General features: G+C 66.8%; 13 protein-coding genes and 1 pseudogene. 6 read left to right on the forward strand and 8 right to left on the reverse strand.

Features of this window, described 5'->3' with window-relative positions; translation table 11 throughout:
- Nucleotides 1-101: 101 nt before the first annotated feature.
- Both BLR02_RS24380 and BLR02_RS28930 read left to right on the forward strand, forming a co-directional pair.
- A complete protein-coding gene (locus BLR02_RS24380) occupies nucleotides 102-3,566 on the forward strand; it encodes a DUF7146 domain-containing protein (RefSeq protein WP_090664986.1) in 3,465 nt (1,154 codons plus the stop codon).
- Between the two features lie 167 nt (nucleotides 3,567-3,733).
- A complete protein-coding gene (locus tag BLR02_RS28930) occupies nucleotides 3,734-4,510 on the forward strand; it encodes a hypothetical protein (protein WP_143018281.1) in 777 nt (258 codons plus the stop codon).
- Between the two features lie 7 nt (nucleotides 4,511-4,517).
- Here the strand turns inward: BLR02_RS28930 and BLR02_RS24385 are convergent, their stop codons facing one another.
- Both BLR02_RS24385 and BLR02_RS28935 read right to left on the reverse strand, forming a co-directional pair.
- Nucleotides 4,518-5,081, reverse strand: coding sequence for a recombinase family protein (locus BLR02_RS24385; RefSeq protein WP_090664987.1), 564 nt, complete (start codon nucleotides 5,079-5,081; stop codon nucleotides 4,518-4,520).
- Between the two features lie 7 nt (nucleotides 5,082-5,088).
- Nucleotides 5,089-5,784 (reverse strand): hypothetical protein, encoded by a 696-nt coding sequence (locus BLR02_RS28935; RefSeq protein WP_143018282.1) that lies wholly within the window; start codon nucleotides 5,782-5,784, stop codon nucleotides 5,089-5,091.
- Nucleotides 5,785-6,197: 413 nt separating this feature from the next.
- Between BLR02_RS28935 and BLR02_RS24390 the strand changes: the two genes are divergently transcribed.
- The 3 genes from BLR02_RS24390 to BLR02_RS29755 all read left to right on the forward strand — a co-directional run bounded on the left by BLR02_RS24390 (nucleotide 6,198) and on the right by BLR02_RS29755 (nucleotide 8,563).
- Nucleotides 6,198-7,235: a hypothetical protein gene (locus tag BLR02_RS24390; protein ID WP_143018283.1), complete on the forward strand. Its 1,038-nt coding sequence runs from the start codon at nucleotides 6,198-6,200 to the stop codon at nucleotides 7,233-7,235.
- Between the two features lie 140 nt (nucleotides 7,236-7,375).
- Nucleotides 7,376-8,356, forward strand: coding sequence for a DUF3644 domain-containing protein (locus BLR02_RS24395; RefSeq protein ID WP_090664989.1), 981 nt, complete (start codon nucleotides 7,376-7,378; stop codon nucleotides 8,354-8,356).
- A 30-nt stretch (nucleotides 8,357-8,386) separates the two neighbouring features.
- Nucleotides 8,387-8,563: a hypothetical protein gene (locus BLR02_RS29755; RefSeq protein ID WP_176849789.1), complete on the forward strand. Its 177-nt coding sequence runs from the start codon at nucleotides 8,387-8,389 to the stop codon at nucleotides 8,561-8,563.
- Nucleotides 8,564-8,698: 135 nt separating this feature from the next.
- Here the strand turns inward: BLR02_RS29755 and BLR02_RS28940 are convergent.
- From BLR02_RS28940 to BLR02_RS28945, 6 genes and pseudogenes are all read right to left on the reverse strand, one after another.
- Nucleotides 8,699-8,830, reverse strand: a pseudogene (locus BLR02_RS28940) (IS256 family transposase); the annotation flags it as partial.
- 36 nt (nucleotides 8,831-8,866) lie between these two features.
- Entirely contained in the window at nucleotides 8,867-10,324 is a 1,458-nt protein-coding gene (locus tag BLR02_RS24400; RefSeq protein WP_090664990.1) for an HWE histidine kinase domain-containing protein, read from the reverse strand.
- A complete protein-coding gene (locus tag BLR02_RS24405; protein ID WP_090664991.1) occupies nucleotides 10,321-10,797 on the reverse strand; it encodes a response regulator in 477 nt (158 codons plus the stop codon). The genes BLR02_RS24400 and BLR02_RS24405 overlap by 4 nt, the downstream gene beginning before the upstream one ends.
- Nucleotide 10,798: 1 nt before the next feature.
- Nucleotides 10,799-13,072, reverse strand: a complete 2,274-nt coding sequence (locus tag BLR02_RS24410) for an ATP-binding protein (RefSeq protein ID WP_245704941.1) — start codon at nucleotides 13,070-13,072, stop codon at nucleotides 10,799-10,801.
- Nucleotides 13,069-13,581, reverse strand: a complete 513-nt coding sequence (locus BLR02_RS24415) for a biliverdin-producing heme oxygenase (protein ID WP_090664992.1) — start codon at nucleotides 13,579-13,581, stop codon at nucleotides 13,069-13,071. Before BLR02_RS24415 ends, BLR02_RS24410 begins: the two co-directional genes overlap by 4 nt.
- Before the next feature lie 23 nt (nucleotides 13,582-13,604).
- The gene (locus BLR02_RS28945) at nucleotides 13,605-13,868 is read right to left on the reverse strand and encodes a hypothetical protein (RefSeq protein WP_176849791.1); all 264 of its coding nucleotides are present in this window, start codon (nucleotides 13,866-13,868) and stop codon (nucleotides 13,605-13,607) included.
- 453 nt (nucleotides 13,869-14,321) lie between these two features.
- Between BLR02_RS28945 and BLR02_RS24420 the strand changes: the two genes are divergently transcribed.
- Nucleotides 14,322-15,272 (forward strand): tyrosine-type recombinase/integrase, encoded by a 951-nt coding sequence (locus BLR02_RS24420; protein WP_090664993.1) that lies wholly within the window; start codon nucleotides 14,322-14,324, stop codon nucleotides 15,270-15,272.
- Nucleotides 15,273-15,283: the final 11 nt, after the last annotated feature.

Genomic DNA, 15,283 nt, shown 5'->3' on the forward strand with positions numbered 1-15,283 from the left:
CAACCACTCTCTCTCTCGCGGAATATGCGCGAAAGTGCGGCTCACGGCAAGGGTTCGAGCCACGTCCCGGGGCGGATCGTGATCCAAAGGTCGCGACCACCATGCCGCTTGATGGCGCCGCAAGCGCCGATGACGCGCTAGACGATCTACGGGATGCCCTTAGAGCCTCCGTGCGCTCGGTTGCGCTTGCCCTGCTAGGAGAGCCGACCCTCGGGGGTGGGCGCAGCCAATGGCGATGGGGCAGCGGGAAGGCCCTAGCAGTTGATGTGGCTGGCCCACGGCAGGGGCTTGTCTACGATCACCTTGCGCGAGATGGCGGCGACCTCTTCTGGCTTATTAGGCGGCAGAACGGCGGCGATTTCGCCCGTGCTGTGGAATGGGCCCGCGCCCATCTTGGCTTGCCCGAAGGGGTCCGGCCTGTCCGCCAGATCGCCCCTCGGACGACTCAGGCTGCTAGGCAGGCTGAGGCCAGTGCCGAAACCGCCCGCCGGATCGGCTTCGCGCGGCGGCTATGGGCTGAGGCTGTGCCAGTCGCCGGCACCCTGGCCGAGGTTTATTTGACCCGCACCCGCGGCATCCCCATGCCAGCCGGCGGCTGGCCCGAGGCCGTGAGGTTCCACCAAGGCCGGCAAGCCCTGATCCTGGCGGCTACCGACGATACCGGCGCGGTGCGCGCGGTGCAGGCTGTGTTCCTGGACGCAGAGGCCCGCAAGCGGCTCGACAAGCCTGCCCCGGATGGCGAGCAAAAGCGCAGTTACGGGGCCTTCGCCGGTTCCGGTACGGTTGTTCGGCTCACCGCCCGGCCACAGCAGGACGAGCCCGCCGAACAGCGCAGCGCTGTGACGGGTGCCGCCGTACGGTGGCTCCAGCTCGCCGAGGGACCTGAGACCGCTCTCTCTGTCTGGGCCGCTACCGGTGTTGAGACGTGGGTCGCGCTTGGATCGATCGCCAAGATCCTCCCGCCGGATGGTGCGACGCTATTGGTTTGTGCTGACGACGATCCGCACCACCATCCAGCTGCCAAAACCCTCCGTAAGGGGATCGCAACCTGGCAGGCCGCGGGCCATCAAATTGCAATCGCTTGGCCATGGGCAGAACGGCGCGGGGACAAATCCGACCTTAATGACACTCTGCAGCGTGACGGGATGGCGGCCGTGCAGAGCCGTCTTGCCGCAGCGCGGGCGGACGTTGAAACACCCGCACCGACGATTCATCGGGTGCCGCTGTCCGAAGCCCGCGTGCGGCTTACTGAGGCACTGGACCGCTTTATGGTGGCTGCGGGGGCTTGGACCCCGCCTCAGGAGGGCGGCGATACAGAGGCCGCCGATGAGCCTGCCATGCCTCCTCCGGTCCATGCGATCAGGGTTGGCGTAGGCATTGGTAAGTCAGAAAATGCGCGACGCATGATCGCCCGCGAGTTGGCCGCCATGCGTCACCGAGGCGACCTGCGCACGGCAGCCCTTGCTGTGCCAACCCACGCGCTAGGTGACGAGCAGGCTCGTAGATTTGAGGCACTGCCTGAAAGCCGGGCTAATGGTCTTAGCGCGGCGGTGTGGCGAGGCCGGAGGGCGCCCGATCCGCAAGCACCGGGCTTTGCGATGTGCCGCAACCTCGAGGCCGTGGCGGACGCACAAGCAGTCGGCGCCACGGTCCAGACATCAGTTTGCCGACAGGTTCGGCGTGACAAGGACAGCGGCGAGAGAACTGAGATCCTTTGCCCCTTCTTCGACGAGTGTGGCTATCAGCGGCAGGCTGTTCAGAGGCCCGACCTCATGATTGTGCCACACGAGTTAATCTACTCGCAGAAGCCCAAGGCAATCGGAAATCTCGCTTTTCTGGTTGTTGACGAAGCAGCGTGGCAGGACGGCCTAGAAGGCGTCTCGGGCCGAGGCATCACTCTCTCGCTTGAAGCTCTGCGGCCAACTGTCAGCATCCCAGGCGACCGCCAGGGCATCGATACCGCCCGCATTCGCGACGTGCACCAACGTGTCAGCATGGCCCTTTGCACGCTGCAGGACGGCCCACTGCGTCGGGACGCCATGCTCGCTGCTGACATATTGGATTGCACCGCCGCAGACGGTGTGGCGTTGACCTGGCGGAGGAAGGCCGACCCCGATTTACGGCCGGACATGACCCCCGCAGATCGTAAAGCAGCAGTGGCAGAAGTGGCCGAGAACGCCACGGTTATGAAGCTCGGCCGCTTTTTCGCGGCGTTGGGCAAGCTCGTTGCATCGGATGGTCCAGAGGCGAGTGGCTGGATCGCATTAGAGACACAGCCGACAGACGCCGGTCCCCAACGCATCGTTCGGCTGCGGGGACGCCGCAGCCTAGCGAAGGGGTGGCTTGTCCCAACGATCCATCTGGACGCCACACTAGATCCGCTCCTGCTCCGCCCGTATTGGCCCCAAGTTGAGGTTACAGCCGAGATCGAGGCTGAGGCGCCCTGGATGCGCATCCTGCAGCTCACCGGCCGCGATCTACCCAAGTCCCGACTGGTTGTGGACGAGTTCTGCGCAGGCGATGAGGTCGAGGAAGGTCGCCGCGAGTACAATGCCCGTGCGGCTCTCGCCGTCGCACTAGCAGCCGTGCGGAGCCACGGAGGGCGTAAGGGCCTCATCGTTGCCCAGCAGGCCGTCAAGGCAGTTTGGCGCGACGAGTGTGCCGTCCCGACCTATGTGGATCTTGCCCACCACAACGCCGTTGCGGGCCGCGACGAGTGGCGCAACGTGGCAAGCCTGGTTGTCGTCGGGCGGACCATGCCCCGGACAGGGGATGTGGAACGCATGGCCGGCGCTCTCACTGGCGCGGCGGTCAGCAATCCAGTGGAAGGCCGCTTGCCGCGGGTGCCCGTCTGCATCGAGCTCAACGACGGGACTACCCGCGTTGTCGAGACGGAGCAACACCCAGATCCCGTAGCCGAGGCCATTCGGCGGCAAATCTGTGAGGGGGAGCTGGTCCAAATCACTGGCAGAGGCCGCGGCGTCAACCGCACGTCTGCCAATGCGCTTAACGTCCTGATTCTAACCGACCGACCGATCCCATTGCCCGTCGAGCTAGTGACTTGGGAGGCGTTAGCACCCAGCCCAGCCGACCTGATGCTGGCCATCGGCGGCGTCGCACTCGCCTCTCCGACAGACGCGGCAAGGGCCTACAACGCCGTCTGGAATACCCCCAGCGCCTCAAAAATGGCATGGCAGCGCCATCGTGCAGCATCCGGCGAGCCGCCAGCGCTGACCGCTCCACTGGTCCGAGCGACGTATCGACGGGAGGGCCCCGGCTGCAAACCAGCAGTCCTTGCCTATGACCCATCCGCAGTGCCTGACCTACTGGCCTGGCTCACGCTGCATGTCGGCGCGATCGCAGAGCTCACCATTGACGTGCCGCCGGAGCAGCCGCAGCCATCGCACCAGGAACACGAGGAAGCCGGGGCAGAGGCAAGCCGAGAACGGCAGATCGCTATTCCCCACCGAGGTCCGCAGCCGCTTACCGAGATTGAGCTACGCGCCGCCTCCTCCCATCAGCCGGCCAAGGGGGCCATAGGGCCTCCCCACTGGCCGCCAATCTAGGCTGCAGCCAGGAAAGGCAGAACGGCGCCAAAGGGCGCCAGATGGCGCTGTATGGGCTACCGCGCCCTTATAGGGGGATGTGACCGACCTCGAAGAGCGCCAGCTATCCGGAGCGGGTAGGCGCCATTTACCTCAAGGCAGCCCACCGCCTCCTATGATCCCAGCCAATGAACGAGACCCGAACATCGGCAACGCCCCCGCCTGCTACCCAATACCCCAACCGCCGACCGGCTCGGGATGCCGACCAGCTTGCCACCACGCCCTCCAGCCAAGCTGAGCGGGAAGCAGACGTGCGGGCGGTCCGCCGTACTCTGCAGGCAGCCGGCGTCCGTGACGCCGAGATCCACGCTAGGCGCCTTGCGGAATACCGCGAGATGGAGGAGGCGGCGGCCTATATGCCTGCGACCCCCGCTTATCTAGGGTCCGTTGCCGAGGCACAGAATCAACTGCAGCTGCTTCGCGAGCGTCTGTCAGAGATACAGCACCGGTTGGGAAAGCGATCGGCCCGAGGCCTGATGGATAAGCCTAGATCCGGCAACCTGGATGCGAGATGGGCCGCTTTAGTACGCCGCAGCCATCCCGAGCGATTTGAACAACTCGACCGGGACGTGCTCGATGCCCGCCGAAACCTTGCCGAGGCCGTTCGCCTGGGCAACACGGCCGCCCTGTCCGGTCTGCGAACCGCCGTTGACGTGACCGAGTACCAAGCACGGCGAGCGGAACTGGCATTTCGGAAGGGCGAGAAGTGGGACATCTTCAAAATGGCCCATGAGGCCGCACCCAAGCTACTGGCAGAGCTTGAGAGATACGAGGCGGACTTACTGCCTGCCGAAGCCGCCTCGCTACAAGCTGCAATCAATGCCAGCAACACGCAGGCACCAGTGCGCGACATGGCGCCGACGCGAGATCCTGAGCCGGCCACGACGCCAGCATACAGTCCGTAGACTGTAGCTATCCCTCCGTCTCAGCCTCACTGATCACTCGATGCACGCTTCGCCGGTGACAACCCAGGCGGCGAGCAATTTCCGAGACGTTTACGCCCTCTGCCTTCAATTTCAAAATCTCGGCGGCTTGACGACGAACAGTCGGAGCACGCCCTTTGTACCGACCCTCCCCCTTGGCCTTGGCGATGCCTTCGCGCTGCCGCTCAAGAAGGAGGCGACGCTCGAACGCAGCGATAGACCCCAGGATATGCAGGATCAGCTCGCCAGTTGCTGACGACGTGTCGGCACCCAGGTCAAGCGACCGAAATGCACAGCCCTTTGCCCGCAGCTTATCGACAATGCGCAGCAGATCAGGAAGCGAGCGTGCAAGGCGGTCTAACCGGGTCACAACCAACACATCGCCCTTACGGACGAACTGCATACTTGCTTCGAGCTGGGGCCTTGCTTTAGCCACAGACGACACTTGCTCGGCAAAGACTTCCTCGCAGCCTAAAGCGCGAAGATCGCGGATTTGCGCCTCCAGCCCAGCCGTCTGCTCAGCGGTCGACGTCCTTGCATACCCGACAAGCACAGTAGCCTCACCAGCCGCGATACGCGGCAACCATTCGCAGCAGATTGTCGTAGCTGCCTGAATCCTCCTTGAGGAGCAGGATGGCGTCAACAACCGGAGGATTTAGCTTCGCCTGGCGTTTGAACACGCTGTGGGCCACATCGGGATCGTATAGGCATAGCACAGCAACTCCCGCGAGGGCCCTGACCTCGGGAAGTTTGCGGAGGATCACCGGCATCTCGTCCTTGGCCACGACCGGCCGCACTGCATAATGTGCATCGAGCGAACCGCTTGTCAGACGACGCCGGTCAACAGTGACGGTAGAGCCCTCAAGCGAATGCCGGTCGATCCATTCGCATAGCTCGTCCGCCAAATGTCCCCATCGCCAGCTGAACCGATCAAAGTTGTCGGGCGCAGGCGGTTCGACGCTAGCCATCGAGGCCACGACGTCCTTTTGAGGTCCATCGAGGTCGGGCGCGGTCGCCAATGCCTGTGCAAACCTCACCCCAGCCCATCGTGCCTGAGCTGCACCGGGATCTATCGCTGTCGTCAAGACGATGAGTGGGAGCAGTAGGCTCCTCGTGTACCAAACCTTGGGTGACCAGTTGACCTCGATTTCATTCCCACGGATCTCGATCATTTGCTGGTCGGAATAGTGGTGCTTGAGGCTTTGCAGGCCGTGTCGGACCTCGACCGGCAGATCGACCAGTTGATGCAATGACATGGGACTATCCTGGGACAAAAGGTCTATAGGTATGTGGCACACCTGGGACAAAAGGTGAAGCACAATCCTTATGTCCCGGTTAAAATGTCGGGTGGAATGTAGGACACAGGGGTAGGCATGCGTGACCCAACCCGACGGGCTAACCGTCAATCCGCTTCCGTTGCACGAGCAAACGCGTTGGTTTTGTACATGGAGGTTCGTCAAAACGGCGAACGACCCTCCTCCCGATTGCCGGGCACTGATAGGTTGCTGGCGGCGCCGCTCCGCGCTTTCGCCTCGATTCCGGACCTGACGCCAAAATGCCTAACTACTGGATCAGCCTCTTCTCCCGCAAAACCTATAAAGAGTGGCGGGACGCTGGGAGTCCGTCGGAGGCCTGCTTCCCCGACGGCGCGCGCGGTCGAGTTGCCCGTATGAGCAAGGGTGACTTCCTGCTGTGCTATCTGTCGTCACCCGATTCTGCCTTTATCGGCGTGCAGGAAGTGACTGACGCGATGCGCGACGGCGGCAGCGTCGTCTGGGGAAACCAGTTCCCCCTGACGCTGCCCATCAAAAACCTCGCGTTTCTCGAGCCCGACGAGGCCATCCGTTATCTGAGCCTCGAATTTCTGCCGACAATGGCGGGCCGCGATGAAGGGCGGCGGGTGCCGAGCCGCGGCCGCGTCGGAAGCTCGGGCAACGTCTTCCCGCCGGATGACGGCAAGCAGGTCGTGGACGCCATCCTGAAGCTGGCGAAAGTTGCCAAGCAGATCGATGCGGCCGGGTTGGAGCCGGTGGCTCGTTTGCCATCGCCGCTGATCACCGTCGCTGCTCCGGCCCCGCCCGCCTTACCGATCACGACGGCACCGGTCGTGGTACCGCCGGCCGTCGCTGTCGCGGTGGCGCAAGACCAGGCCGAGACCACGGAGCACCATGCGGCACAGGCGCTGCTGGTGAAGCTCGGCCGCAAGCTCGGTCGGGACGTGTGGGTGGCGAAGAACGATCGCGCCAAACTAGCAGCGCTAAACGGATCAGCGGCCAGCGATGTGATGCTCGATATGCTGCCGAAGCTGTCGAACAATCCGCGCGTGCAGAATCTTATTGAGCTGATTGACGTCCTTTGGCTTCGCAACGGCGACTTCGAGGCGGCCTTCGAGGTCGAATGCACCACATCCGTCTACTCCGGCTTGCTGCGCATGTCCGACCTGGTCACGCTGCAGCCGAACATTGCCATGAAGATGTATATCGTCGCGCCGGGCGTCCGGCGGGAAAAGGTCCGCTCGGAGCTGCACCGCCCCACCTTCGCGGAGGCGCTGAGCACCCCTTTGCACATGCGGTGCCGCTATCTCTCGATCGAGAACCTAAAAACGCTTGAGGGCGTGCCCGAGGCGTTCTGGGAGAGCTTCATGGTCAGCGTCATCGACAAGATGTCGGAGACGATCGATGGCCCTGCCAAGGCGGCGGCAGGCTGAAGGCCGACATCACCCAGGACGACTCTCTCCGACGACCGATACAGCCGTAAGTTCTTGATTTTTCGGGTTGAGATGGGGTAGCGCTCGCCTTCTCGTCGGAGATCGATCGCGCTGTGAGAGAGGCCCGTCACAAAGCGCTGGTGCGCAAGGCCATCTCGGCCTGCGTCGCGGCGATCGAGATCTACAACAAGCCGATCATGCCGCACCGGGATGAGACCTTCGCCATGCTCGCAGTCAACGCATGGGAGCTTCTGCTGAAAGCGCGCCTGCTGAAGGAAGCGGGCAACAAGCTGAAGGCCATCCAGGTGATCGAGCCCGTCACCGGCAAGGACGGCAAGCCGACGAAGCGCCTGCGGGTCAAGCTGAACCGGGCGAAGAACCCGCAGACCATATCCCTCGGCGAGGCGATGCGCCGGGTCGCGGCGCTGCCCAAGCAGAAGCTGGACAAGGCCTGCGAGGCCAACATCGTGTCGCTCATGGAGATCCGCGACAACGCGATGCACTTCCTGAACGATGATCCGGAGATGGCGCGCCGGACCCACGAGGCCGGTGCGGCCTGCATCCGCAACTTCGTCGTCGCGGCGGGGGAGTGGTTCGACGAGGACCTGAGCCAGCACCGCTTCATGATCCTGCCGCTGTCGTTCGAGGCGGCCACGGCGCCGGGCCTCGCCGTGCCGGGACGGCGCTCCCAGCAGGCCGCGAACCTCATGGCATATCTGGACCGGGCCGGGGACATGTACCCGGTCACGGCGGGGAGCCGCTACGCCGCCTCGGTAAAGGTCGAGACCCGCATCGTCGGGGCCCGCAACGCCGACGCCACCCCGGTGCGGATTACTGGTGGGCCAGCCGCGCCGGAGGTCCGTCTCACGGATGAGCAGGTCGCGGCGGGCTGGCCGCTCGACTATGCGGCCTTCTGCGCGCGCATTCGCAAGCGGCTGCCCGGGTTGAAGATCAACCAGGCCTTCCATGACGCGGTCCGGCCGATGAAGACGCAGCCGCGCTACGTGTTCAGGCGCAGGCTCGACCCGCGCGACCCGAAATGCACCGTCTACAAGGAGTTCTTTAGCGATGCGGCGGTCGATGCCGCCGTGAAAGCGCTGGAGCCACTGACGCTACCTTAGCAGACTCGGCCAGACGGGCAGCGGACCACGATGATCACGACGAATGAACCCGAGACCTGGCAGCAGCTGCAGGAGGAGGTGGCCCGCATTCTGCGGGAGTGCGGCTTCGCCGTGGAAGTCGAACGCACGCTCTTTAGGATGCCGGCAGCCGAAGCCACGTGGCGGCTGCCGGACTACATGCGCGCCAGCCCGAAGCTCGGACGGTGACCACATGAGGATCGGTGGTGCTACCACAGCTATGACGCAGCCAAGGCGGCGCTGGATGCATGAGATGGCGAGGGCGGGCCGACCGAACGGCATCATCACCCCAGTTCGGGACGTCGGCGCGAGGGCGGTATCGCGTCAGACGGCGAGGTCAATCATGCTTTTGGCGGGCGGCTGACCGAAGCTCTGCCAGGCATCGACCTTGCGCATGCTGATCTGACCTGACGCGAGCAGGGTCCAAAACAGCATGGCCGCGGTCTCGGCCGAGGGGCCGCGAAGCCGTGCGCTCTGTTTGTCGGGCCTCCGCTACGCGCCTTCGAGGTGGCGCCCGGGTGCGGATCCGAGCGGGTCGGCCATCAGCCCGAGCGGCACCTCCATGTTGCACACCAGACCGGCTGGCTTCCAGGCGAGCGAGACCTTGCCACCGAGCTGCACGCGCACGGTGCCGTCCAGCACCCGCCCGCCGAAGCCGCGCCGCGCTGGCGCACCGGCCACAGGCGGTCCTCCAGCCTCCGCCCACTGCAGCCGCAGCAGCGCCAGTCCACCCGGCTCCCGCTCGACGGCCCAGGACACCGACACGCAGCCGTTCGCCACCGACAGGGCACCGTACTTCACGGCGTTGGTGGCCAGCTCATGCACGGCCATCGCCAACGGCTGCGTCGCTCTCGCCGGTAGCGAGACCTCCGGTCCGTTCAACGCCCTGCGCTTTACGTCGCCGCCCAGGAAGGGTGCGAGCTCCCCCTCCAGCAGTGTTCGCAGGTCGGCGCCCGTCCAGCGGTCCTGCGCCAACAACGTCTGCGCCCGCGCCAGGGCGGCGACCCGGCCCTCGATCGCGCGGGTATAACTCGGCAGATCCGCCGCCCTGGTCAGCCGCAGCGCCGCCTGGACCACCGCCAGCGCGTTCTTGGCCCGGTGGTCCACCTCGCGCGACAGTAGCGCCTGCCGCTCCTCTGCCATCTTCCGCTCGGTGATGTCGAGCGAGACTCCGGCCATGCCCAGTGGTGTCCCGTCCGGGGCGTGCTCCGGCCGGCCGCGGACCTGTACCCAGCGCACCGCGCCGTCGGGCCACACGGCTCGGTACTCGACGTCGTAGTCCGAGCCCTCCGCGACCGAGCGGGCCACGGCCGCCTGCATCCGCTCCCGGTCGTCCGGATGGATCGCGGCGCAGAGGTCGTCGTAGGTGAAGGGCGCGTCCGGTGCCCAGCCGAAGTTGGCCCGGCAGGTCGGCGAGGCGGTGAGCGCGCGGCTGCGAAGGTCGAGTTCCCAGGCGCCGAGCCGCCCGGCCTGCAGCGCCAGGCGCAGCCGGGCCTCGCTCTCCCGCAGTGCCACGAGCGCCTTGTGCTGCCCGGCCCGAGCTCGCGCCTCGGCTATGGCCCGTCTGACCGCGATCGGAAGGCGCGCGAGCCGCTGCTTGACCACGTAGTCAGTGGCGCCCCGCTTGACCGCCTCCACCGCCTCCTCCTCGCCCAGCGTGCCGGAGACGAAGATGAAGGGCGTCTCGGGCGCGCGCTCGCAAGCCAGCTCCAGAGCCGCGAGGCCATCGAAACCCGGCAGCACGTAGTCGGCCAGGATCAGGTCGAAGCCGCCCTCCGCCAGCGCGGCGGTGTAGGCGTCCCGCTCCGCCACGAGGCGGATCACACAGGCGAAGCCCGACCGGGCCAGGTGCGCGGCGACCAGCTCGGCGTCGATTGGGCTGTCCTCAAGGTGCAGGATGCGGCAGGCCGCCTGCTCAGCAGATGGCGCCAAGCTGGGCAGGGCCGTCATACCTCGCCGCCGGCGTCGGGGACCTCTGGGGAGATCGGATGCGGCTCGTTCAGCACGGCCCAGAAAGCGCCGATGTCGTGGATCGCCTGGAAGAACTCGCGGTGCCCGACCGGCTTTACCACGAAGGCGTTGACGCCGAGGCCATAGCTCCGCACGAGGTCCTGCTCCTCGCGTGAGGAGGTCAGCATCACCACGGGGATGTACCGGGTCCTCGGGTCCTTCCTTATCTGCTCCAGCACCTCGAGGCCGTCCACCCGGGGCAGCTTGATGTCCAGCAGAACCACTGCGGGCAGCTGTGGCGCCATGCACCCACCCACCGCGTTGCCGCGGCGGAACAGGATGTCCAGCGCCTCGACGCCGTCGCGCGCGACCACCACCGGGTTGGCCAGGCGGCTCCGCTCCAGCGCGGCCAGGGTGAGCTCGATGTCATTCGGGCTGTCCTCGACCAGCAGGACGGGCCTTAGCTGCGCCATGTCAGAATGCCTCCGGCCCGGGCGCATCGTGCCGCGGGAGCGTGAAGTGGAAGGTTGCGCCCTCGCCAAGCCTGCCCTCGGCCCAGATCCGGCCACCATGCCGCTCGACGATGCGCTGCACGTTGGCCAAGCCGATGCCCACGCCCTCGAACTCCTCGGCACGGTGCAGCCGCTGGAACACGCCAAAGAGCTTATGGGCATAGGCCATGTCGAAGCCGGCACCGTTGTCCCGCACGCTGAAGACGAACTCGCCGTCAAGGGCCTCGCAGCCGACTTCGATCACGGCCGGGTCCCGACCGCGCGTGTACTTGACCGCGTTCGACAGCAGGTTCTGGAACACTTGCCGCAACATGATGGGGTCGGCCCAGACGACGGGCATCGGCCCGATCCGCCACTCGACGTGACGCCCGGCTTGCTCCGGCTGCAGTGCCCGGCGCACCTCGATCACCAGCGCCATCGGGTCGAACTCGACCGGGGCCAGCGCCGTGCGACCCATCTGCGAGAAGTTCAGCAGCGCGTCCACGAGGCGCCCCGCAGTCTCCGCCGCCTCGGTGATGGTGGCGACGTACCGTTGCCCCCGTTCGCTGAGCCTGCTGCCTTCGCTCTCCCGCAGCAGCTCGGCGAAGCCCACGATGTGGCGGAACGGGGCACGCAGGTCGTGCGAAACCGAATAGGAGAACGCGGCCAGCTCCTTGTTGACCCGCTCCAGCCGATCGGTCAGCTCGGCCCGCTCCTCGGCGCCGCGCAGCACGACGCTGACAATCGCGTTGCGCAGGTCCCGCGCCGCTTCGACCTCGGCGGCGCTCCAGGGCGCCGAGCGCAAGCGCACCGTCTCGGCCCAGGCCGCAAAGGAGCGGCGCGGGTGCAGCCGGTCGGGCGAGGGTTCAGCCGGCTTGCGCGGGTCGCCGCCCCAGGTCACGGTGCGGACCACCTCCGGGCGGAACCACAGCACAAAGCTCGGGTGCAGCCTAGAGACCGGCACCGCCAGCAGCCCGCTCGCGATGTCGGCGAAGCCCTCGGCCCCGGGCAGCAACTCCGACAAGGAGTTGGTCTGGAAGACCTCCTCCGTCCGCCGTTCCGCCAGCCAACTGGCGATGCGCCGCACCTCATCCTCGGCCGGCGTCGCCCCGGCGAGGACGCAGCCGCCCTCGGTCAGCACCGCGGCGCCGGCGGCCCCCGTCAGGTCGAGCAGGTCCGCCGGCACCGTGAGGAGCCCGTCCTCCAGGCGCCCGGGCACCGCTGCCATGCGCGCGAGCAAACGCCCTTCCAGGCCCTTCAACTGGGTGCGCGCCTCGGCATAGGCCATCTCCTCGCGGGCCGCGACGCGAACAGCGAACATCTGCGCCACGAGGTCGCAGGCGTTCCGGGCCGCGAAGGGCACTCGGCGCGGCGCCGCGTGGTGGCAGGAGACCAGTCCCCACAGCCGGCCATCGGCGCGCAGGATGGAGACCGACATCGAGGCCGGCGTACCCATGTTGCGCATGTATTCGAGGTGCACGGGCGAGACGCTGCGCAGGCCGGCGAAGGTGAGGTCGAGAGAAGCATCGCCGGGACGCGCCGGCAGGATCGGCACCGGCGCGTAATCTGCGTCGGCGATCAGGCGCTGCGGGTTCGCCTCGTAGAGCCGCCGCGCCTGCGCCGGGATGTCGGACGCCGGGAAGCGCAGGCCGAGGTAGGCGGGCAGCCGCCCGTTACTGTCCTCGGCGACCACGGTGCCGTCCCAGTTCTCCTCGAAGCGATAAACGAGCACCCGGTCGAAGCCAGTGATGCGCCGCACCGCCGCGGCGGCCGTGGAGCCCAGCACCTCAATCGAGGTGGCGCGCCCGAGCCGGGCGAAGGCGTCGCGGACGCCGGGGTAGAGCGCCTCGAGCGTGGCCCGCGCCTCCAGCCCGTCCTTCTCAGCCTCCGCCTCGAACTCGAGCAGGGTGTGGCCGCAGGGCGAGCGGTGCCCGATAGCCTGGAAGGTTGTGCCCGAGGCCGCACGGAAGCGGCCGAGCTGCATCGGGCCGGTCTCCGGCAGGCAGTGCAGGCCGTCGCGCATCGCCTCAACCGGCGCACCGGCGAGAACCTGCCCGATTGGCCGTCCGAAAGCGGCGGCAACCTCGGTCGAGAGCACCGCCCCGGCGCCGGCGCTGGCGTGGGTGAGGACGAGATGGTCCCCGGCGAAGGCGAGCAGGTGCCCGTGCGGCTGGATGCTGCCGGGGACGTGGATGGGCTCGCGATCGCATCCCGCAGTCGGGTCGGCGGCGAGCGGAGCACGGTCCAGCGGTGTCACGGCAACGGGGCCGGCGCGGACGGGATGCAAAAGTGCGCCAAGCAAGGCGCGGGCACCCGCACGGCGAACAGGGCGAAAGTCGCGGCCGCGCAAGGGCCGAACTCCGCCTCCTCGTTCGGCGCGAGTTCCGCATCCTGGAGGGTGCGAAGGTATTCATGCCACATGGCGCCGCGGTCTGCTCCGTAAGGGTCGAAGGACGACGCGCCGTGATCCCGCGTCAGACCGAGATGCGCCACGCGGCGGGCGAGCACGGCGCCGCCCAGCTTTGCCCCCTCCAGGACGGAGAGCACGGCGAGGACGGCGCCCGCGTGCCAGGGGAAGGGCAACGCATCGGCCACCGCCGCGTGCACGGGGGAGGCTTCGGGCTCGTCCACCCCGAGGGCACGCAGATCGGCGCGGATCAGCCCCGCCTTGCGGCGCCGCGGCCAGTCCAGCAGCCATCGCCCGGCACCGGTATCGTCGAGCATGTCTTCGAGCGCGACGTAGAACGGCGCGACGGCTCGGAGCACGTCGCAGGAGGCATGCTTGGGCGTCAGGTGGCGCCGCCTCCGAGCTTTCGCCCGAGGGGCGGCGAGGTGTCCGGAGCGGCTGCTGTCTCGACCGATGCCCCGCCACGCTCTCGCCACAGCCGCGCCTTGGCAGCGGCGAGAGTGGCACGGCGATCGGCGAACTCGACGTCGCCGAGTTCGTCCAGCACCCCGGCATCGCGCAAGGCGCTCAGCACCAGCGCACGCAAGGTTAGGCCACGTGCCTTGGCGACTGCCCGGACCCTGGCGCGAATGGGGGGCGCGACCATGACGCAGAGTTGGACTTCGGCCACCGCATCGGCGGATCCGGCAGGAATCTCAAAGGACGGAGATTTAGGAGGCAACAACAACAGTTCCGGAAATTGGTCTTCCGGAACTTACGTTGTCCTGTCGGCTATGTCCAGCCGCGCGGGATATCTGCCCTGAGAGTATCCATCAGATGGTTCTCTGAAGGACTGGGCGGCGCAGCTCGCGATAAACCGTTGACCGTCCCAGGCCGACCTGCCGAACGGCCGGCAGCCCGGATGCCTGCGCGTGAGCGCGGCGGCGATGCCATCCCTGGTGCGCTCGGCGATCTTGGTCACCTGACACGCCCGGTTAGTTTCGCCTGTGGCATCGCCCACTTCGAGCTTCAACTAAGGCTCGATAACACCTTTTCCCAAGCCTTAGTAGGACGTGCCATAATCTCCGGCTTGATTGGCCCAAGCCCCTGGAATATCGGCATGTCCGACCTCGTCACCCTGCCGGCCGCCGACCTGGCCCTTGCCGCAGACTATGCCCGCCAGGCGCTCGCCCCGGCGACGCTGCGGGCCTATGCCGCCGACTGGGCGGATTTCACCGCCTGGTGCCGCGATCGCAATGCGACCGCGCTGCCCGCCGAACCAATCACCGTCGCCGCCTATCTGGCGGCACGGGCTGTAAGCCATGCACGGGCGACCTTGCGCCGCCGGCTGGCGGCGATCGGTCGGGCGCACCGCATGAAGGGCATTGCCTGGATGCCGTCCCATCCGGCCATCCGGGACACGCTGGCGGGCATCTTCCGCAAGCACGGCATGCCGCAGCGCCGGGCCGCGGCCATCTGCACCGCCGAGTTGCGGCGTCTGGTGGCGACCTGTGGCAGCGACTTGGCCGGGCGGCGCGACCGAGCCATGCTTTTGCTGGGATTTGCCGCAGCGCTGCGGCGCTCAGAGCTGGTCGCAGTACAGCGGGAGCATGTGGTCTTCACCGCCGAGGGACTGCGGTTGCTTATTCCCCGGGCCAAAACGGATCAGGAAGGGCAGGGGGCTGAGATTGGCGTCCCGCGCGGTGCGAAGCCCGAGACCTGTCCGGTCCGGGCAATGGAGACTTGGCTGCGCGCCTCCGGTTGCCAGTACGGTCCCGTGTTCCGAAAAATCGATCGTTGGGGATCGGTAGAGCAGACCCCGCTGCATCCCAATGCGCTGCCGAAGATCCTCGCCCGCCGCGTGGCCAAGGCCGGGCTGACTGCGTCCGGGATGGAGCGCCTCTCCGCCCATGGTCTACGCGCGGGCTTCATCACCGAAGCCTACAAGGCCGGCGCTCGGGACGAAGCTATCATGGAGCATTCCCGCCACAAGGACGTCAGGACGATGCGCAGCTACATTCGGCGGGCCCGGCTGGTCAGTGGAAGCCCAGCTAAATTGGTAGGGCTCTAATTCGAAACCGC

Origin of the sequence: Belnapia rosea (assembly GCF_900101615.1) — a bacterium.
Taxonomy (GTDB): domain Bacteria; phylum Pseudomonadota; class Alphaproteobacteria; order Acetobacterales; family Acetobacteraceae; genus Belnapia; species Belnapia rosea.